Source organism: Rhodococcus sp. IEGM 1372, assembly GCF_030056835.1.
In the GTDB taxonomy this organism is placed as follows: Bacteria; Actinomycetota; Actinomycetes; order Mycobacteriales; family Mycobacteriaceae; genus Rhodococcoides.
Window position 1 is genome coordinate 260,884 of sequence record NZ_JASHKS010000002.1, and the last position, 18,949, is coordinate 279,832.

Genomic DNA, 18,949 nt, shown 5'->3' on the forward strand with positions numbered 1-18,949 from the left:
CGGCGGGGTCTTTCCTATGTCGGGTGAGTGTGCATGGTGTTGGTTCCTTGCGTAGTGGGTTACGTTGCAGGCGTGGGTATTACGCGGCACGACCGAGGCCGGGCGGTGAATGCGACGTGACGACCGCCGGGCGGGTGTCTACCGGCCTCACCGCGTCCGTTGCCGTCACGTCGCCGGGCGCGGTGCAGGTCTGCTGTAGCCGTCCCATCCCGGCGAGATACCCGATCCACAACGTGACGACTGCGAGCACGGCGGCGGTCATGCGGTAGCCCTGGTATCGGTGCGGGTGTAGCGGTTCCCCTTGAGATATGTCTCGATATCTGTGCGGCGGTATCGCACAAGCTGGCCGAGTTTGACGAACGTCGGCCCGGTGCCCTTGTATCGCCGGTTCGCCAACGAACCGACGCTGGTGTTGAGTAGCTCGGCGCACTGCGCCGGGGTCAGTAGATCGTCCATGACGCTCGTCTCCGTCTGTTGTGATTTCGAGTTACACCGTTGTCATTACGGTGCCATGAACACAGATAAGCACACCGCTCGACAGTTGGCAATAAATCACCTAAAGTACTCGGAATGACAACAACAGGACGGCAACCGGTGCGCCGCGTCGAACTCGGCCCGACGGGTAACACAGTGGCCGACAACGTCGAGCGGTTTCGTAAGGGTCAGGGCCTCACCTTGCGCCAGGTAGCCGACAGAATGGCCGATGCGGGCAGGCCGGTCACCCATACCGCCGTGTCGGATATCGAGAAGCGAGCACGTCGCGTCGATTCCGACGACCTCGTGGCCTTGGCCCTCGTGCTCGGTGTAAGCCCGTCGACGTTGCTCATGCCCACCACGTCCACGGACGCGACGGGATCGGCGCAACAAGTCGAGGTGACCGGCGTTGGTTCACGATCTGCACGCGACGTGTGGGACTGGCTACGCACCGATGCCGCACTCGACCCCGAGGCAGACCCGCGTGAGTTCCGTTGGCGTGCCGTCCCGGCGTGGGCCGACGCACTCACAGCCCTCGGTATGGACGCGCGAGGAAAGGAACGACGACGTGGCAACAATTGAGTCGTACACAACCAAGGCGGGCAAGCGCTACCAAGTCCGTTACCGCACACCGGATCACAAGCAAACCAAGCGGCGCGGGTTCACAACGAAACGGGACGCGTCGGCGTTCGCGGCCACGGTCGAGGTGTCGAAACTGCGCGGCGAATACGTCTCCCCCGCCGACGCGCGCGCCACCGTTGGCGAACTCGGCCCCTCGTGGCTCGACCGCCAACGGGGCCACCTCAAGCCGTCGGCATATCGACCACTAGAGGTTGCGTGGCGTCTGCGCGTCGAGCCTCGGTGGGGTGAGGTCAAGCTGTCGGATATTCGCCCCACCGAGGTACAGGCGTGGGTGACGCAACTCGGCCTCGACGTCACCGACAACAGCGGCAAGGTGACCACCAAGGGCCTCGGCGCAACAGTCATCATTCGCACGTTCGGCGTGCTCGCGTCGATCCTCGACGACGCGGTGCGGGATCGGCTCATCGTCGCCAACCCGGCGCGTGGCGTCACCAAGGGCAAGGGCACCAAGCTCCCCCGCAAGACCCGCAAACGGAACGTGTACCTCACCCACGAACAGATCGACACCCTTGCCAACGCCGCCGCGCCGTACTCGGCCCTCGTGTTCGTCCTCGCGTACTGCGGCCTGCGTTGGGGTGAGGCAACCGGGTTACGGGTGCGCGACCTCGACCTGTTGCGCCGCCGCGCCACGGTCGACGAGAACGCCGTAGCGGTCGGTAGCGAAATCATCGTCGGCACCACCAAGGGCCACAAGCGCCGCACCGTTCCGTTGGCGGCATTCCTCGTGCCGTTGCTGGCGCGCCAGTGCGAGAACAAGGGCCGGGATTCGCTCGTGTTCCCCGGCCCCGACGGCAATCACCTACCCCGCCCCCACAACGTCTCGGGTTGGTTCGACAAGGCCGTGGCCGCCGCCGGTGTCCCCCGCGTAACCCCGCACGATCTGCGCCACTCGGCGGCGTCGTTGGCGGTGCGCTCGGGTGCCAACGTCAAGGCGATTCAAAGGATGCTCGGCCATGCCTCGGCGGCCATGACGCTCGACGTGTACGCCGACCTGTTCGACGACGACCTCGACGCGGTGGCCGTCGCCCTCGACGAGGCCCGCACAGCAAGTGTGCCCAATTTGTGCCCACCGAGTGCCCACCGCGTGCCCACGGCATCGCGTCGGTGACATAGAAACGGCCCCGACCTGCAACGATGTGCGGATCGGGGCCGTCTGATTGTGTGGGCGCAGAGGGGTTCGAACCCCCGACCGCTGGTGTGTAAAACCAGAGCTCTACCGCTGAGCTATACGCCCGAGTACCGGTGGCCTGGGGACAACCCCGGGCCACCGGAACGCTTGGAGAAATTTATCGTGTCTGATCTCTAACTACAATTCCGCAGGTCAGCTCACCTGTGCGAGAGCCTCGGCCCACGAAGAACTGTCGCGAGCCTCGCCGGGTCCGTTCATTTCGGCGAACCTGATGATTCCGGATTTGTCGACGACGAACGTTCCACGATTGGCGAAGCCGGCGCTGTCGTTGAACACGCCGTACGCCTGAGCAACCTCACCGTGCGGCCAGAAGTCCGACAGCAGCGGAAAGGTGTAACCCTGTTCTGCAGCCCAGATCTTGTGGGTCGGAGGCGGACCCACCGAGATTGCCAGGATCGCAGTCTCATCGTTCTCGAAGGTCGGTAGCTCGTCGCGCACTCTGCACAGCTCGCCCTGGCACGTGCCGGTGAAGGCCAGTGGATAGAACACGAGCAGAACGTTTTTCACGTTCCTGTACGACGACAACGTGACCAGTTGGTTGTTCTGGTCTTTGAGGGTGAAGTCGGGCGCAACTGCGCCAACCTCGATCGGCATCTAGAACCGTCTTCCTGTATCGAGCATCTCCCCTACCGCTTGGTGGCAGGGGTCTTGGGCTGAACCAATCGACTTCCGATCCAGTCACCGAGGTTTGCCGCAGAGGTCTGCGTCAATCCTGCGGTCGGGGCGGACTCGGCGATCTCACTGGGTTCGACATGACCGGACATGCCGGTCTTGGGGCTGAGGACCCACACGATGCCATCGTCCGAGAGCGGACCGATCGCATCCATGAGCGCATCGACCAGGTCACCGTCTCCGTCGCGCCACCACAGCAGTACAACGTCGATCACCTCGTCGGAATCCTCGTCGAGGGTCTCGCCACCGATCGCATCTTCTACGTCGGCGCGCAGATCATCGTCGGTGTCCTCGTCCCAGCCCAGCTCCTGTACGACCATGTCGCGAGTGATGCCAAGTTTCTGAGCGTAGTTCTGAGCGTCCGCCGCGGCGACCACGGTGGTGACCTCCTTGAATTGTGGGTGCAGTAGTCAAAGCGAACAGTGTCGAAGCCGTTCGCGCAAGCTGACCGCGCCGAAATTGCGTACATAAATTTCTACTGGTGGGTATCGGACCTCTGTACTACCAGAACCGACGAGATGCGGCAGGATTGGGGAGGAATCACGAGAACGAGGAAAGTAGACCGCCGTCACAGGGGCGGGACTACCGGGACCGGGCGCCACACCGAGCGTCCGCCACATTGAGGAGTGCACACGTTGTCCGAAGTGAACAGCGGCGAACGGCAGAACACATCGTCTGCAGGCAAGAAGGGCTCGGACGGCCGGGTCCGCGTCATCCGTGAGGGTGTCGCGTCGTACCTGCCCGATATCGACAACGACGAGACCAACGAATGGATCGAGTCGTTCGACGGCTTGTTGGAAAGATCCGGCCCCAACCGCGCTCGCTACCTGATGCTCAGATTGCTCGAGCGCGCCGGTGAGCGCCGCGTCGCGCTGCCGTCGCTGACGTCGACGGATTACGTCAACACCATTCCCACCGAGAACGAGCCGTGGTTCCCCGGCGACGAGTCCATGGAACGCCGCTACCGCGCCTGGATCCGCTGGAACGCCGCGATCATGGTGCACCGCGCGCAGCGTCCCGGAGTCGGCGTCGGTGGACACATCTCCACGTATGCCTCGTCGGCAGCGCTGTACGAGGTCGGCTTCAACCACTTCTTCCGCGGCAAGGACCACCCGGGCGGCGGCGACCACATCTTCATCCAGGGTCACGCCTCCCCCGGCATCTACGCCCGCGCGTTCCTCGAAGGACGTATCCCGGCCGAGCGCATGGACGGCTTCCGCCAAGAAGCCAGCCACGTGAACGAGGGCGGCGGACTGCCGTCGTACCCGCACCCGCGCCTGATGCAGGACTTCTGGGAGTTCCCGACGGTATCGATGGGTCTCGGCCCGATGAACGCCATCTACCAGGCCCGCTTCAATCACTACCTGAACGACCGCGGCATCAAGGACACCACCGATCAGCACGTATGGGCCTACCTCGGCGACGGCGAGATGGACGAGCCGGAGTCGCGTGGACTCGCGCACGTGGCCGCTACCGAGGGCCTCGACAACCTCACGTTCGTCGTCAACTGCAACCTGCAGCGCCTCGACGGCCCGGTCCGCGGCAACGGCAAGATCATCCAGGAATTGGAGTCGTTCTTCCGCGGTGCCGGCTGGAACGTCATCAAGGTCGTGTGGGGCCGCGAGTGGGACTCGCTGCTGCACAAGGACCGCGACGGCGCACTGGTGAACCTCATGAACACCACGCCCGACGGCGACTTCCAGACCTACAAGGCCAACGACGGCAGCTACGTCCGCGATCACTTCTTCGGCCGCGATCCGCGCACCAAGGAGCTCGTGAAGGATCTCTCGGACGACGAGATCTGGAACCTCAAGCGCGGCGGCCACGACTACCGCAAGGTGCACGCTGCCTACGCAGCCGCGATGTCGCACAAGGGCCAGCCGACGGTCATCCTGGCGCACACCATCAAGGGCTACACCCTCGGCAAGCACTTCGAGGGCCGTAACGCCACGCACCAGATGAAGAAGCTGACGCTCGACGATCTCAAGACGTTCCGCGATCTCCAGCACATCCCGATCTCCGACGAGGAGCTCGAGAAGGATCCGTACATGCCGCCGTACTACCACCCCGGTGCGGACGCTCCCGAGATCCAGTACATGCTCGATCGCCGCAACAAGCTCGGTGGATTCGTCCCCGAGCGGCGAGTGGACGTCAAGCCGCTGCCGCAGCCGGGCGACGACACGTACAAGACGCTGCGCAAGGGCTCGGGCAAGCAGGAAGTCGCCACCACCATGGCGCTCGTGCGCGTCATGAAAGAGTTGTTGCGAGACAAGGAGATCGGCCACCGAATCGTGCCGATCATCCCCGACGAGGCCCGCACGTTCGGTATGGACTCGTGGTTCCCGTCGCTCAAGATCTACAACCGCAACGGCCAGCTGTACACCTCGGTGGACTCGGAGCTGATGCTCGCCTACAAGGAGAGCTCGGTCGGCCAGATCCTGCACGAGGGCATCAACGAGGCCGGTTCGACGTCGTCGTTCACCGCGGTCGGCACCTCGTACGCCACGCACGGCGAGGTCATGATCCCGCTGTACATCTTCTACTCGATGTTCGGATTCCAGCGCACCGGCGACGGTCTCTGGGCTGCGGCAGACCAGATGGCTCGCGGATTCGTCCTCGGTGCCACGGCGGGTCGCACCACGCTCACCGGTGAGGGTCTGCAGCACGCCGACGGTCATTCGCTGCTCCTGGCGTCGACCAACCCGGCGGCCGTGGCCTACGACCCGGCGTTCTCGTACGAAATCGCACACATCGTCAAGGACGGTCTGCGACGGATGTACGGCGGCACCGAGGGCGTGGAAGGCTTCGGCGGCGAGAACATCTTCTACTACATCACCCTGTACAACGAGCCGTACGTACAGCCGGCCGAGCCGGAGAACCTCGACGTCGAGGGTCTGCTCAAGGGCATCTACCGGTTCGCCGCTCCGCAGGAAGGCGACGGACCCGAGGCGCAGCTTCTGGCGTCGGGCGTCGGCATGGTCTCGGCCCGCAAGGCCCGTGAGCTGCTGTTCGAGGAGTGGGGCGTGCGTTCGGCCGTCTGGTCGGTGACGTCCTGGGGCGAGCTGCGCCGTGACGGCGTCGACGCCGAGAAGGAGTCGCTGCGCAACCCCGGTGCCGACAAGCGGGTTCCGTTCGTCACCTCGGCGCTGGCCGACGCCAACGGCCCGGTCATCGCGTCCTCGGACTGGATGCGCGCCGTTCCGGACCAGATTCGTCAGTGGGTTCCGGGCGATTACGTCACCCTCGGCACCGACGGCTTCGGATTCTCCGATACCCGTCCTGCCGCCCGACGGGTGTTCAACGTCGATGCCGAGTCGATCGTCGTCGCCACGTTGTCCGCTCTCGCCGCGTCCGGTGAGATCGACAAGTCCAAGGCAGTCGAGGCAGCGGAGAAGTACAAGATCGACGACGTCACCGCAGCTCCGACGTCGTACGCCGATACCGGTTCGGCGTAGGTTCCACGCCTGTTCGGCCGACCCCCGTCCCACGTCGCGAAGCATGTCCGTCGCGATGGGGGCGGGGTCGGGCGTAGGTTCTCCTTATGTCCGATGCGAAACCCGACTCACCGGGCAGCGCGTCATCACGCGATGTGTCCCGACGCGACGCCTACCGTGAGGCGTTGCGTGAATCGTTGACCTCGGACAACGAAGTGCACCTTCCGGTCGCCTCACTGGCACCCTCCCGCCAGAAACGCGATCCCCTGCCCGATGCCCTACTGCGTCGCGTCAAACAGTTCTCCGGTCGACTCTCGACCGAGGCCGTCACCACGATGCAGGGGCAGTTGCCGTTCTTCGGTGATCTCGACGCCGCCCAACGTGCCAGCGTCCAGCTGTTGATTCAGACAGCCGTCGACAACTTCCTCGAATGGCTCAAGAACCCCAACAGCGATATTCGCTTCAGCCTCGACGCATTTCAGGTCATTCCCCAGGACCTTGCCCGACGCCTCACTCTGCGCCAGACAGTGGACATGGTGCGGGTGGCGATGGAGTTCTTCGAGCAGTGGCTCCCCGCGCTGGCTCGCAACGATCAGCAGTTGGTGGCCCTGACCGAGGCCGTGTTGCGATACGGGCGCGAGCTCGGTTTCGCGGCCGCGTCGGTCTACGCCAGCGCAGCCGAATCCCGCGGAGCCTGGGACACCCGCCTCGAAGCCCTCGTGGTCGACGCCGTCGTACGCGGAGACACCGGGTCGGACATGCTCTCGCGTGCCGCCACGTTGAACTGGGACGCCACCGCGCCCGCAACGGTGCTGGTAGGCACTCCTCCCGACGATCGAGGCGTCTCGGTCGTCGGAACCGTCCACGCCGTGGCGCAGAAGCACGGCCGCGCCGCACTGGCGGTGGTGCAGGGAACGCGGCTGGTGATGGTGGTCAGCGGTCAGCTCGACGACACTGCCACCCATCGCGCCTTCATCGACGACATGCTGCAGAACTTCTCCGACGGACCCGTCGTCATCGGCCCGACCACCCGCACCCTCGGTGCGGCGCACTCGAGCGCGGTAGAGGCATTCGCGGGGATGCAGGCCGTGGCGGGGTGGCGGGGTGCGCCGCGTCCGGTGCATGCGGGCGAGCTACTGCCCGAGCGCGCACTGCTCAACGACGGTGCGGCGATATCGGCGTTGAACGATCACGTGGTCGTTCCGTTGGCCGCGGCAGGTTCGGGACTGGCCGACACCCTCGATGCGTATCTGGACTGTGGCGGAGCGGTGGAAACCTGCGCACGGCAGCTGTTTGTTCATCCAAATACCGTCCGGTATCGGCTCAAGCGCATCGCCGAGGTCACCGGTCGAGACCCGACGCATCCGCGCGACGCGTACGTACTCAGGGTTGCGGCAACGGTAGGTAGGTTGGCTCGAACGCATCACGAACCGCCCCATCCTGCCCCATATGTCACACAGGTCACATTCGGAGAAGTAGTCACGTAACGCCGGACCACCCTTCGGCGATAGCGGATCCCCACGAGGCAATTTGTAGGGTTCCCACAAATTGCTTGTCGAGAGTTCATCGAGCGCGACATCACTCATTCGGCACCCGACGGTGTTCTCTTAACCCTGTGATTGCGTTGCTTGCGCCCGGTCAGGGCTCCCAGACTCCCGGCATGCTGCTGCCTTGGCTCGAATTGCCGGGTGCGGCAGATCGACTCGCGTTGTGGTCGAAGGCCTCCGGTCTCGACCTCGTCCGCCTCGGCACCACAGCCACCGCCGAGGAAATCACCGACACCGCAGTGACCCAGCCTCTGGTCGTCGCGTCGGCGTTGCTCGCGTTCGAGGAGATCGCGTCGCGCGGCCTGTTCCCCGAGGACGCCGTCATCGCCGGACACTCGGTGGGCGAACTCGCCGCCGCTGCGATCGCCGGCGTCATCTCCTCCGACGACGCCGTATCGCTCGCTGCCGTCCGTGGCGCAGCAATGGCCAAGGCCTGCGCGCTCGAGCCGACCGGCATGTCCGCCGTGCTCGGGGGCGACGAAGCTGCTGTCCTGGCCCGCCTCGAAGAGCTGGACCTCGCTCCGGCCAACGTCAACGCTGCAGGTCAGATCGTTGCAGCCGGGCTGCTCACCAAGCTCGCCGAGTTGGCCGAGAGCGCGCCCGAGAAGGCTCGGGTTCGCGCACTACCGGTCGCAGGCGCATTCCACACCAAGTACATGGCGTCCGCAGGCGACACCGTTGCCGCAGCCGCTGCCGCCATCACCCCGTCGGAGCCGACGCGGACGTTGCTGTCCAACTCGGACGGTCAGCCGGTCTCCTCGGGTGCCGACGCCCTGAACAAGCTCGCTGCCCAGGTCACTCGCCCCGTGCGATGGGATCTGTGCAACGCCTACCTGCGTACCGCGCAGGTCACCGGACTCGTCGAACTGCCCCCGGCAGGCGCACTTGTCGGTATCGCCAAACGCGAACTGCGCGGCGTTGCCAACCTCGGCCTGAAGACACCGGCGGACATTTCCGCAATGGCCGAGCTCGGTTAGCTCGACCCACACACTTCGCAGTCACAGCACTGCGGCTCGCACTTCCACTCCCCGAGTGGCAGAAATGCACAATCGCGTCTCGAAGCACATGACTTCGGCGTTCTACACAGAAGAGAAGGGAGCCACAACAGTGGCCAGCCAGGAAGACCTCATCGCCGGACTTGCAGAGATCATCGAGGAGGTCACGGGCATCGAACCGTCCGAGGTGACCATCGAGAAGTCCTTCGTGGACGACCTCGACATCGACTCACTGTCCATGGTCGAGATCGCAGTGCAGACCGAGGACAAGTACGGCGTGAAGATCCCCGACGAGGACCTCGCAGGTCTGCGCACCGTCGGCGACGCCGTGAACTACATCCAGAAGCTCGAAGCGGAGAACCCCGAAGCCGCAGAAGCTATCAAGGCCAAGCTCGACGACTCCGCGAGCGAGTGACACGGCCCATGACCAACCCATCCACCGCCAACGGACGCTTCCCCAGTGTCGTCGTCACCAGCCTCGCTGCGACCACGTCACTCGCGGGTGACGTCGATGCCACGTGGAAGGGTCTGCTGAACGGCGACAGCGGAATCGCAACGCTGGAAGACGATTTCGTCGCCGAGTACGACCTGCCCGTGCGGATCGGCGGCCACCTCGCGGTGAACCCGCAGAGCCTGCTCTCGCGGGTCGAGATTCGTCGCCTGAGCTATGTGGAGCAGCTGGCCACCGTTCTCGGTCGTGAGGTCTGGAAGAACGCCGGGACTCCCGACGTCGATCCCCTCCGCCTCGGCGTGTCTATCGGTACCGGCCTCGGTGGCGGCGATTCTCTGATCGACGCCAACGACAAGATGAAGGCCGGTGGTTACCGCAAGGTGTCTCCGCTCGCCGTTCAGATGGTCATGCCGAACGGCCCTGCAGCGGTCGTCGGACTCGAGCTCAAAGCACAGGCCGGTGTCATCACTCCCGTCTCCGCCTGCTCCTCGGGATCGGAAGCCATCGCACACGCGTGGCGGATGATCGTGATGGGCGACGCGGACATGGTCGTCACCGGCGGCGTCGAGGGTTACATCGACGCGGTTCCGATCGCCAGCTTCTCCATGATGCGGGCGATGAGCACCAACAACGACAACCCGAAGGGTGCGTCACGTCCGTTCGACAAGGATCGTGACGGCTTCGTCTTCGGTGAAGCGGGTGCGCTCATGGTCATCGAGACCGAGGAGCACGCCAAGGCACGCGGCGCAACGATCCACGCCCGCCTGCTCGGTGCCGGAATCACCTCCGACGGGTTCCACCTCGTGGCTCCCGACCCGGAGGGCACGGGTGCCGCGCGCGCCATGAAGCGTGCAATCGAGACCGCAGGACTGCAGAAGTCCGACATCACCCACGTGAACGCCCACGCAACGGCAACTCCCATCGGAGACACCGCCGAAGCGCTCGCGATCAACAAGGCCGTCGGAAATCACGCAGCCGTGTACGCACCGAAATCCGCTCTCGGCCACTCGATCGGTGCCGTCGGCGCTCTCGAATCGGTTCTGACGGTGCTGGCAGTGCGTGAGGGAATCATCCCTCCCACACTGAATTTGGAGAATCAAGATCCCCAGATCGATCTCGACGTCGTCAAGGGCGAGCCCCGCGTCGGACAGATCGATTACGCGATCAACAACTCGTTCGGATTCGGTGGGCACAACGTAGCGCTCGCCTTCGGAAAGGCGTGATGCACTGAGTCGTTCTTTCGACTCAGCGAATCCCGCTCTCGCAGTGCATGATCCGGGCTGGGGCCGTTCCCAGTGAACGGCCCCGGTTCGGGCCTCGCCCCCCAGGGGCCCTGAAGAAGGACAAGCGATGACCATTCTGGCCCCCGTCACACGATCCGGTACCTCCACCGATCCCCGCGATCCACTCGCCCGCCTCGAGAATCTGTTCGACGCCGGAACCACTGTGCCCCTGCACGATCGGGACAAGTCCGGCATCCTCGCAGCGTCCGGCGAGATCGACGGCGTCCACACCATCGCGTATTGCTCCGACGCCACCGTCATGGGCGGTGCCATGGGCGTCGACGGCTGCAAGCACATCGTCGCCGCCATCGACACGGCCATCGAGCAGCGCGCTCCGATCGTCGGCGTCTGGCATTCCGGCGGCGCGCGCCTCGCCGAGGGCGTCGAAGCCCTCCATGCCGTCGGGCTCGTCTTCGAGGCCATGGTTCGAGCATCCGGCCTCGTCCCCCAAGTTTCCGTCGTCCTCGGCTTCGCAGCCGGCGGCGCCGCCTACGGTCCTGCGCTGACCGACGTCGTCATCATGGCTCCCGAGGGACGCGTGTTCGTCACCGGTCCCGACGTCGTCCGCAGCGTCACCGGTGAGCAGGTCGACATGGCCTCGCTCGGCGGCCCCGACACCCACCACAAGAAGTCCGGCGTGTGCCACATCGTCGCCGACAGCGAGATGGACGCGTTCACCCGCGCCCGCCGCCTGGTGTCCATGTTCTGCGAGCAGGGCAAATTCGACATCGCCGCCGCCGAGCACGGAGACACCGACCTCCGAGCGCTGATGCCCGAATCCAACCGTCGCGCATACGATGTGCACCCGATCGTGCACGAGCTGCTGGACAACGTCGAAGGGGAATCGACCTTCGAGGAGTTCCAGGGCGGCTGGGCCCGCAGCATCGTCATCGGCCTCGGACGCATCAGCGGCCGCACCGTCGGCGTCATCGCCAACAACCCCATTCGTCTCGGCGGTTGCCTCAACTCCGAAAGTGCCGAGAAGGCAGCCCGTTTCGTGCGACTGTGCGACGCATTCGGCATCCCACTGATCGTGGTCGTCGACGTTCCCGGGTACCTCCCCGGCGTCAGCATGGAATGGGAGGGCGTTGTCCGTCGCGGAGCAAAGCTGTTGCACGCCTTCGCCGAAGCCACGGTCCCCCGCGTCACCCTGGTGACCCGCAAGATCTACGGCGGCGCGTACATCGCGATGAACGCCCGTGCACTCGGTGCCACCGCGGTCTACGCCTGGCCCGGCTCCGAGGTCGCCGTGATGGGCGCGAAGGCCGCCGTCGGCATCCTGCACAAGAAGGCACTCGCAGCCGCTCCCGAGGAGGAGCGTGAGGCATTGCACGATCGCCTCACCGTCGAGCACGAAAGCATCGCCGGTGGCGTCGAGCGCGCCGTGGCCATCGGTGTCGTCGACGAGGTCATCGAGCCGAGCAAGACCCGCAGCACCGTCGCCAAGGCGCTCGCGGCCGCCCCTGCGGCACGCGGCAACCACAAGAACATTCCGCTCTGATCGTCAGCTCTCGATCCACTTGTGGTCGTGAGCCAGTCGCAGCATCGCCGATCGGATGTCGAGGATCTGCGCTGCGGTGACACTTCCGTTGGCTGTCAGCAGTGCCTCGGTCACTTCGGCGGTGAAGTCCGCCTCGGAGAGCACGTCGCAGATGACGTCCTCGAGTTGCTCGCGTTCGCTGACCGGAACGTCGTGGAACGGCACGTCGGGCTTGCGCCGGGTGACCAGCGCGGTCGACGCGGGAGTGTCGATGATCTGTACCTGGGTGGCCTTGAGGCCTCGATCGCCCTCGACGGCAACGTATTCGACACGAACCCCCGGTGCCAACAGTCGTTTGTCGAAGTCCAGATCGTTGACGTGAATGAACACGTCCTCGCCGCCCTCGTCCGGCGCTACGAATCCGTACCCCTTGAACTCGTCGAATCGAATCACTTTTCCGGTCGACAACATCGAACTCACCACTCCACGGTCGTTCCCACATGCCTACCCCAGGCACGGACGCAAACTACCGCGAGCCAGAACCCCCAGCAACCCCTAGCCGACGTTGCGACTCAGCCACGTCACTTCGGCTCCGGCCCCGCCGGTTCGGTACGGCTCGAGGGCTGCGTCCCAGTCCGATCCGAGAGCCTGCTCGACGGCCGCGGTGAAGTTGCCTTGGTTGTTCTCCATCAGGGCGCGCAGCCGCATCTCGCCGAGCATCACGTCCCCGTTCGCGCTCGTCGTTCCGCGCCACAGCCCCAAACCGGGCACGTGGGAGAACCGTTCGCCGTCCACGCCTTCGCTGGCGTCCTCGGTCACCTCGAACCGCAGCATCTGCCACGAGCGCAGGATGCCGGCCAGCTTTGCTCCGGTGCCGACGGGGCCGACCCAGTCGGTGGTGGCGCGCAGCTGCCCATCGGAGGCGGGCTGCGCAGACCACTTCAAGTTCGCACGGCAATCGAGGGCGTCGGTCAACGCCCATTCGACATGCGGGCACAACGCAGCGGGCGACGAGTGGATGTACACAACACCCGATGTCGCTTCTGCGAATTGGTTCGATCCACGCATTGCACTACCTCCAGCTTCGACGAGGGACGTCTTCCCCAACGACCTCGACATGCTTCGGCTGGCTGCAGTGAATCAATGCGTCTGTGTACTAGTGTGCCCCGAGTTGCCCCTGTTGCGCCAGTGCAATCTGTGAACGATGGAGTTTCACCCGGCCAGCACTGCGTCGGAGAGCTCCGGCCACAGCGGCTTCGCCCAGTCTCCGAAGGCTCGATCGGTCAACACCACACACGCGGTGCGTACTGCCGGATCCACCCACAGGAACGTTCCGGCCTGCCCGAAGTGGCCGAACGTGGCCGACGAGTTGGCGCTTCCGGTCCAGTGCGGGCTCTTGCCGTCGCGCAGCTCGAACCCGAGTCCCCAGTCGCACGGCTTGTGCGATCCGTATCCGGGCACGATCCCGTTCAGGCCGGGAAACTGCACTTCAATCGCCGACGCCAGTGTCTGCGACGCCAGCAGCGTAGGTGCCAGCAGTTCGGCGGCGAACCTCGTCAGATCGGCGAGGGTAGAGCTGGCCCCGTGGCCCGCCGATCCCGGCAACGACGTGTTCGTCATCTGCAGTGGCCGGCACACGGCCTCGTCCAAGTAGTCGGGGAAGGCAATGCCTGCCTCGGTTTCGATCAGCTCGGCCAGCACCTCGAACCCGGCGCTCGAGTAGATCCGCTTGGTACCGGCCGGTGCCTGCACTGTGCGGTCGCCGAACGCCAGTCCCGACGCGTGTGCCAGGAGGTGTCGAACCGTCGCCCCTTCCGGTCCTGCGGGCTGATCGAGCTCCACCGCACCTTCCTCGACGGCGACGAGAACTGCGTACGCACTGAGCAGCTTGGTGACCGAGGCCAGCTCGTAGACGCGATCGGTGTCCCCGACCTCCTCACGAACTCCGGAGTCGGTGACGACTGCTGCACTGACATGGTCGACGGGCCAAGAGGCCGTGAGATCGAGGGTGGTCACGATTCACGAGCCTAATTGTCGGTCGACGACGGTGCCCCGGTCCCCCGCCGGGCTACGCTCGCAGCACATGAGTGGGAGGAATGCGATGTCGGTTGTGTATGGATCGTGCAATCTGTGCGAGGCGATCTGTGGGCTCGAGTTCACGGTGGAGAACGACGCGGTGGTCTCGATTCGCGGTGACGAGAAGGATCCGCTCTCACGCGGCCACATCTGCCCCAAAGCGCTGTCGCTGATCGATCTGCACGCCGATACCGATCGGCTCACCACTCCGGTCAAACGTGTCGGTGAGAAATGGGAGAAGATCGGCTGGGACGAGGCATACGACCTCGTGATCGACGGTTTGATCTCGACGCGTGAGAAGTACGGCCGCAACGCGGTCGGGATCTATCAGGGGAATCCCAACGTCCACTCGATGGGCGCGATGACCCACGGCATTCCGTTCACCTCGCTGCTGCGCACGCGCAACCGATACTCCGCCACCTCCCTGGATCAGTTGCCGCACCAGCTCGTCGACCATCTTCTCTACGGGCATCAGTTGCTACTGCCGATCCCGGACATCGATCGAACCGACTTCTTCCTCGTCCTCGGCGGCAATCCGATGGCCTCGAACGGCAGCATGATGACCGTGCCCGATTTCGCCAAGAGGGCGCGGGCACTGCGCAAACGGGGCGGCCGCCTGGTCGTTGTCGATCCGCGCAAGACCGAGACCGCCGATATCGCGGACACACACTTCTTCGTTCGGCCCGGCAGCGACGCACTGCTGCTGCTCGCGATGATTCACACGATCGTGGCCGACGGCACGGTACGGGTGGCCGACTACATCGACGGGGCCGATCGACTCGCAGATCTCGTCGCCGAGTTCACGCCGGAATCCGTCGCTCCGGTCGTCGGTATTTCTGCGGACGAGATCTCGACCCTCGCGCGCGATTTCGCCTCGGCGAAGTCCGCGGTGGCGTACGGCCGAATGGGGGTCTCGACCCAGCAGTTCGGCACGGTGTGCCAGTGGGCAATTCAGGTACTGAACATTATCACCGGCAATCTCGATCGCCCGGGCGGTGCCATGGTGACCGATCCCGCGATCGATCTGATCAAGCAGGGCATCGTCGGCCGCGGCCATTTCGACAAGTGGCGCAGCCGCGTTCGGAATCTGCCCGAGTTCGCCGGCGAATACCCCTGTTCGACGCTCGTCGACGAGATCACCACCGAGGGCAAGGATCAGATCCGCGCGATGGCGGTCCTGTCCGGCAATCCGGTGTTGTCGATGCCAGGCGGCACCACCCTGAACGACGCGTTCGCAGGCCTCGATTTCATGGTGTCGTTCGACTTCTACATCAACGAGACCTCGCGTCACGCACACGTGATTCTGCCGCCGACGATGTCGCTCGAACGCGACCACTACGACCTGATCTTCAACTCCTTCGCCGTTCACAACACGGCGAAGTACATGCCCGCAGTGCTGCCCAAGCAAGCCGACGCCAAGCACGATTGGGAGATCTTCCGAGATCTGTCGCTGCGCTACAAGAGCCGTATGGCCGGTTCGACGGTCGGTCGGTTGAAGTCGCGAGTAACTCCGAAAAACATCATCGGCGAAGCCCGGCTGCGCCTGTCCCCCGCCCGCACACTGGACATCCTGCTCCGCAGTCAACGAAAAGGACTGTCGCTCAAGAAACTTCGAGCCAACCCACACGGTGTCGATCTCGGACCATTGCGTCCCGGGTTCCCACAGAAGTTGAAGACGCGGGACAAGCGAGTACAGCTGATTCAGGACATCGTTGTTGCCGAGCTCCCCGCGTTGGTGGATCTGATGCATTCCAGCGCAGTTCCGTCCGGCGATGAGTTGCTGATGATCGGTCGGCGACACCTGCGCAGCAACAACTCGTGGATGCACAACACCGCCCGACTCACCAAAGGCAAAGCGCGACATCAGCTTTTGGCACATCCAGAGGATCTCGCGCATCGCGGCATCGAGGACGGTTCGATGGTGTCGGTCACCTCCGCCGCCGGAACCGTCGACATCGAGGTAGCGGCGTCGGAGAAGATGATGCCGGGCGTGGTGAGCATGCCGCACGGGTTCGGGCATCAGCGCCCCGGCGTGCAGTTGTCCGTTGCCACGACGGTGCAGGGGCCGAGCGTCAACGACATCACCGACCCCAATCGCGTCGACGCCGTCTCGGCCAATGCGATCCTCAACGGTGTCCCGGTGCAGGTCCGAGCGAAATAGCTGCCCCGATGCACCGTCGAGGCGACGCGATTCTGTACGATTCTGCAGGCTCGTACCTGGTACGGGCATGGGGCGGTAGCTCAGTCGGTTAGAGCCGTGGACTCATAATCCATTGGTCGCGGGTTCGAGCCCCGCCCGCCCCACTCACATTCGCCCAGCTCAGAGTGGGTCGAATTGCCGGTCGACGGTATAGCAAACCCGCTCAAACCGGTTGGGGATAGCACCGGGATAGCAGTTCCCGAACTCCCCCGGCATTTCGCCTGGTCGTTACTCGCCGTCGAGCGCGTCGGCTACGGCGTCGAGGCCGTCCTCGAAAAGCCCGCTGTAGACGTCGAGCGTCATCGCAGCGGAACTGTGGCCGAGCTGGCGCTGCACGTCCTTCACCGAGGCACCCTTACCGATTGCCAAGCTCGCGTAGGTATCGCGCAGATCGTGCGGTGTCAGCGGAGCCAGTTGCGCAAGCTCGACGGCAGGCTTGAACACCCGCTTGGACCACGACGGATTGCGGATCGGCGCGCTCTCACCTTCGGCGTGGACCTTAGAACGTTTACCCCAGGCCCGCGACGAGAACACGAGCGCGCCGTCCTTCCGACCGTCGATCTGCTCCCGGAGCGGTTCGACCAGCGACCGAGGGAAGGCCACCGAACGGGCCGTGTGATTCTTGGTGTCGGACCATTCGAGCTTGCCACCGACCTCGGAGACCGACCGCTCGATACGCAAACGGCGCTTGTCCAGGTCGACACACTCGACCCGTAGCCCCGCCAACTCACCCCATCGAATGCCAGTCATGGCCAGGACGCGCATCATAAGCCCGTCAACCGATAGTTCCACAGGAGGGATTACGTTCCTGCCCTTGTCGTCTTGCTCGATGACCGTTGGTTCGTAGAGCTCGTCAGCATTCTTCCCGCCACGTCTTGCGGTTCGTGTCTTCCACTTCTCGCGAGTAGCCCGCTCGCGCTCGCTGGCCAGGTAGTCGGCAGCAGCGACCAGTCGCGCAAGCTCGGCGCGTGAGAGGAACCGCTGTGAAGCCCGACGTGCTCGCGGGAGCTGTACGCCGTCGCACAGGTTGCGCGGCATCCGGCCGTCACGCACCGCAAGGTCGAGAATCATTCGAGTGACAACGTGGACATGACGCACACTCGACGGTGAGAGCCCGCGTTCGGAGGTGAGCGACGCGATCCACGTAGCGATGTCGCCGTGCTCGACGTCGGCCAGGCGCACCTTGCCCCACCGAGGGAGCACGTGAGTGTCGAGCACGCTCTCGTAGCTGCGTCGAGTGCTGGCCGTTCTCGACGCGAGACCGGCCCTCCAGACCTCGGCGAGCGCTCCGACCGTCATCTCCGCCCGAGCGGGTGCAACGTGGTCGCCCCGCACGACCGAGGCCATCTGTTCCGAAATCCACGCCTCGGCGCGCGCTTTCGTGTCGAAGCCCTTCGAGATCGGAGCGCCTCCGAAGGCGGGCACATATCGGGCCGTCCACCGTTTCCCGACGCCATGCCGTGACGAAGGCTTCTTCTTCTCGGATCGGCATCCACATTTCACGTCATCGGGGCCGAGTAGGTCGCGGGTGTGCCAGCGGTCGAAGACGTTGGAACGCACACGTCGTGCAGCGGGGATTGCGGAGGGCATACCGGGAAGTTTAGGTCACCTGTGACCAATGGAATATTTGCTATCCGTGTGATGTGCATCACATTCGCGCGACGGGCATGACCAGCATTTTAAAACTTTGATCGCCAAAGCTGACACGGCCTCTGACCTGGGGATGTCCGATTCTTTCGTCAAAGTTGACATGTGGCACAACGGTTTTCGGCGTGATCTAGTGACGTCACAGCATGAACCAACCGAAACCCCGGAGGCACCAATGCAACCCACAGACCGACTCAACGCCAGCGGCGCGGCCGAATTTCTCGACCTGTCCACCAAGACGCTCGCCAACATGCGAGCACGCGGAATCGGCCCGCCGAGCTACCGGATCGGTGGCCGAGTCTGGTACGACCTGCGCGATTTGAACGTGTGGATTGCTCGCGAGAAGGCCGCAACACTCGTCGGAGCGTAACCGGGGACCTCTACTCGTCACCCATCCCGAGGCCGGCTCAGCCCACAACTGCCGACTTGAAAGATGGTCCTCTGCAATGCTTTACACACAAGAAAACCCCCGACCGAAGTCGAGGGCATCTCGCCGAAATGGTCACCTACCGCTAAGTCACCGGATTTCGTCTCCCGAGGCGATTCTAGCGCGTACGTCCGACATTCTCGAGTCTCCCGTTTTCTGGGGTTGCGTCGCGTTGCTCTCCAACGTCGGTGCGCTGGTCTCGATCGTCGGCGGTGGACGATGATCCGATTTGCCGAGTGCGAGCCCCACGAATACGACGAAAGTTGCCGGGTCTGCCGCGACGCTCACAGCTCGCGCTTCGACGGACCCAAGTATGCCGCCGACGAACGACGACTCGTGTTGCGCGCGATGGGAATCCGATCAATTCGTTTGCAGAACCGCCTACTTGCCGAGGGTGGAGAGGCGCTTATCGACCTCGCTGTGCGGTGCCTT

Annotated in this window: 18 protein-coding genes and 2 tRNA genes; 11 read left to right on the plus strand and 9 right to left on the minus strand. The window is 64.4% G+C overall.

Features of this window, described 5'->3' with window-relative positions; translation table 11 throughout:
- Positions 1 to 79: 79 nt before the first annotated feature.
- Positions 80 to 262: a hypothetical protein gene (locus QM590_RS03705; protein WP_269593837.1), complete on the minus strand. Its 183-nt coding sequence runs from the start codon at positions 260 to 262 to the stop codon at positions 80 to 82.
- Positions 259 to 456: a helix-turn-helix transcriptional regulator gene (locus QM590_RS03710; protein WP_269593836.1), complete on the minus strand. Its 198-nt coding sequence runs from the start codon at positions 454 to 456 to the stop codon at positions 259 to 261. The genes QM590_RS03705 and QM590_RS03710 overlap by 4 nt, the downstream gene beginning before the upstream one ends.
- Before the next feature lie 114 nt (positions 457 to 570).
- On the opposite strand from QM590_RS03710, the gene QM590_RS03715 reads away from it, so the two are divergent.
- Both QM590_RS03715 and QM590_RS03720 read left to right on the plus strand, forming a co-directional pair.
- On the plus strand, positions 571 to 1,056 hold the full coding sequence (locus QM590_RS03715; protein WP_269593835.1) for a helix-turn-helix domain-containing protein: 486 nt from the start codon (positions 571 to 573) through the stop codon (positions 1,054 to 1,056).
- Positions 1,043 to 2,224: a site-specific integrase gene (locus QM590_RS03720; RefSeq protein ID WP_269593834.1), complete on the plus strand. Its 1,182-nt coding sequence runs from the start codon at positions 1,043 to 1,045 to the stop codon at positions 2,222 to 2,224. The genes QM590_RS03715 and QM590_RS03720 overlap by 14 nt, the downstream gene beginning before the upstream one ends.
- 54 nt (positions 2,225 to 2,278) lie before the next feature.
- Here the strand turns inward: QM590_RS03720 and QM590_RS03725 are convergent.
- The 3 genes from QM590_RS03725 to QM590_RS03735 form a co-directional block, all read right to left on the minus strand.
- Positions 2,279 to 2,350, minus strand: a tRNA-Val gene (locus tag QM590_RS03725).
- An 87-nt stretch (positions 2,351 to 2,437) separates the two neighbouring features.
- On the minus strand, positions 2,438 to 2,899 hold the full coding sequence (locus tag QM590_RS03730; protein ID WP_094640166.1) for a peroxiredoxin: 462 nt from the start codon (positions 2,897 to 2,899) through the stop codon (positions 2,438 to 2,440).
- Positions 2,900 to 2,931: 32 nt separating this feature from the next.
- The gene (locus QM590_RS03735; RefSeq protein WP_032379129.1) at positions 2,932 to 3,354 is read right to left on the minus strand and encodes a DUF3052 domain-containing protein; all 423 of its coding nucleotides are present in this window, start codon (positions 3,352 to 3,354) and stop codon (positions 2,932 to 2,934) included.
- 258 nt (positions 3,355 to 3,612) lie between these two features.
- On the opposite strand from QM590_RS03735, the gene aceE reads away from it, so the two are divergent.
- The 6 genes from aceE to QM590_RS03765 all read left to right on the plus strand — a co-directional run bounded on the left by aceE (position 3,613) and on the right by QM590_RS03765 (position 12,188).
- Positions 3,613 to 6,432 (plus strand): pyruvate dehydrogenase (acetyl-transferring), homodimeric type, encoded by a 2,820-nt coding sequence (gene aceE / locus QM590_RS03740; RefSeq protein WP_269593833.1) that lies wholly within the window; start codon positions 3,613 to 3,615, stop codon positions 6,430 to 6,432.
- 86 nt (positions 6,433 to 6,518) lie between these two features.
- The gene (locus QM590_RS03745) at positions 6,519 to 7,898 is read left to right on the plus strand and encodes a PucR family transcriptional regulator (protein ID WP_231893914.1); all 1,380 of its coding nucleotides are present in this window, start codon (positions 6,519 to 6,521) and stop codon (positions 7,896 to 7,898) included.
- 128 nt (positions 7,899 to 8,026) lie between these two features.
- A complete protein-coding gene (locus QM590_RS03750) occupies positions 8,027 to 8,935 on the plus strand; it encodes an ACP S-malonyltransferase (protein ID WP_149406177.1) in 909 nt (302 codons plus the stop codon).
- An 88-nt stretch (positions 8,936 to 9,023) separates the two neighbouring features.
- Complete coding sequence (gene acpM, locus QM590_RS03755; RefSeq protein WP_045199610.1) at positions 9,024 to 9,368, plus strand: meromycolate extension acyl carrier protein AcpM; 345 nt, start codon at positions 9,024 to 9,026, stop codon at positions 9,366 to 9,368.
- 8 nt (positions 9,369 to 9,376) lie between these two features.
- Positions 9,377 to 10,627 carry a KasA/KasB family beta-ketoacyl-ACP synthase gene (locus QM590_RS03760; protein WP_068052249.1) on the plus strand — a complete coding sequence of 417 codons (1,251 nt, stop codon included), beginning with the start codon at positions 9,377 to 9,379 and terminating at the stop codon, positions 10,625 to 10,627.
- A gap of 127 nt (positions 10,628 to 10,754) precedes the next feature.
- Positions 10,755 to 12,188, plus strand: a complete 1,434-nt coding sequence (locus QM590_RS03765) for an acyl-CoA carboxylase subunit beta (RefSeq protein ID WP_269593832.1) — start codon at positions 10,755 to 10,757, stop codon at positions 12,186 to 12,188.
- Between the two features lie 3 nt (positions 12,189 to 12,191).
- Here QM590_RS03765 and QM590_RS03770 read toward each other — a convergent pair whose 3' ends face one another.
- The 3 genes from QM590_RS03770 to QM590_RS03780 all read right to left on the minus strand — a co-directional run bounded on the left by QM590_RS03770 (position 12,192) and on the right by QM590_RS03780 (position 14,183).
- Positions 12,192 to 12,638 (minus strand): cold-shock protein, encoded by a 447-nt coding sequence (locus tag QM590_RS03770; protein WP_269593985.1) that lies wholly within the window; start codon positions 12,636 to 12,638, stop codon positions 12,192 to 12,194.
- Between the two features lie 84 nt (positions 12,639 to 12,722).
- Positions 12,723 to 13,235, minus strand: coding sequence for a DUF3145 domain-containing protein (locus QM590_RS03775; RefSeq protein ID WP_068052258.1), 513 nt, complete (start codon positions 13,233 to 13,235; stop codon positions 12,723 to 12,725).
- Between the two features lie 144 nt (positions 13,236 to 13,379).
- Complete coding sequence (locus QM590_RS03780; RefSeq protein WP_149406179.1) at positions 13,380 to 14,183, minus strand: serine hydrolase domain-containing protein; 804 nt, start codon at positions 14,181 to 14,183, stop codon at positions 13,380 to 13,382.
- Positions 14,184 to 14,268: 85 nt separating this feature from the next.
- Here QM590_RS03780 and QM590_RS03785 point away from each other — a divergent pair, with 85 nt between their 5' ends.
- Together QM590_RS03785 and QM590_RS03790 are read left to right on the plus strand one after the other, a co-directional pair.
- Positions 14,269 to 16,404: a molybdopterin-dependent oxidoreductase gene (locus QM590_RS03785; RefSeq protein WP_269593831.1), complete on the plus strand. Its 2,136-nt coding sequence runs from the start codon at positions 14,269 to 14,271 to the stop codon at positions 16,402 to 16,404.
- Positions 16,405 to 16,473: 69 nt separating this feature from the next.
- A tRNA-Ile gene (locus QM590_RS03790) sits at positions 16,474 to 16,547 on the plus strand.
- A 124-nt stretch (positions 16,548 to 16,671) separates the two neighbouring features.
- On the opposite strand, the gene QM590_RS03795 is transcribed toward QM590_RS03790, so the two are convergent.
- On the minus strand, positions 16,672 to 18,033 hold the full coding sequence (locus QM590_RS03795; RefSeq protein WP_269593830.1) for a tyrosine-type recombinase/integrase: 1,362 nt from the start codon (positions 18,031 to 18,033) through the stop codon (positions 16,672 to 16,674).
- Between the two features lie 232 nt (positions 18,034 to 18,265).
- Here QM590_RS03795 and QM590_RS03800 point away from each other — a divergent pair, with 232 nt between their 5' ends.
- Positions 18,266 to 18,460 (plus strand): helix-turn-helix domain-containing protein, encoded by a 195-nt coding sequence (locus tag QM590_RS03800; RefSeq protein ID WP_094704636.1) that lies wholly within the window; start codon positions 18,266 to 18,268, stop codon positions 18,458 to 18,460.
- The last annotated feature ends 489 nt before the right edge of the window (positions 18,461 to 18,949 follow it).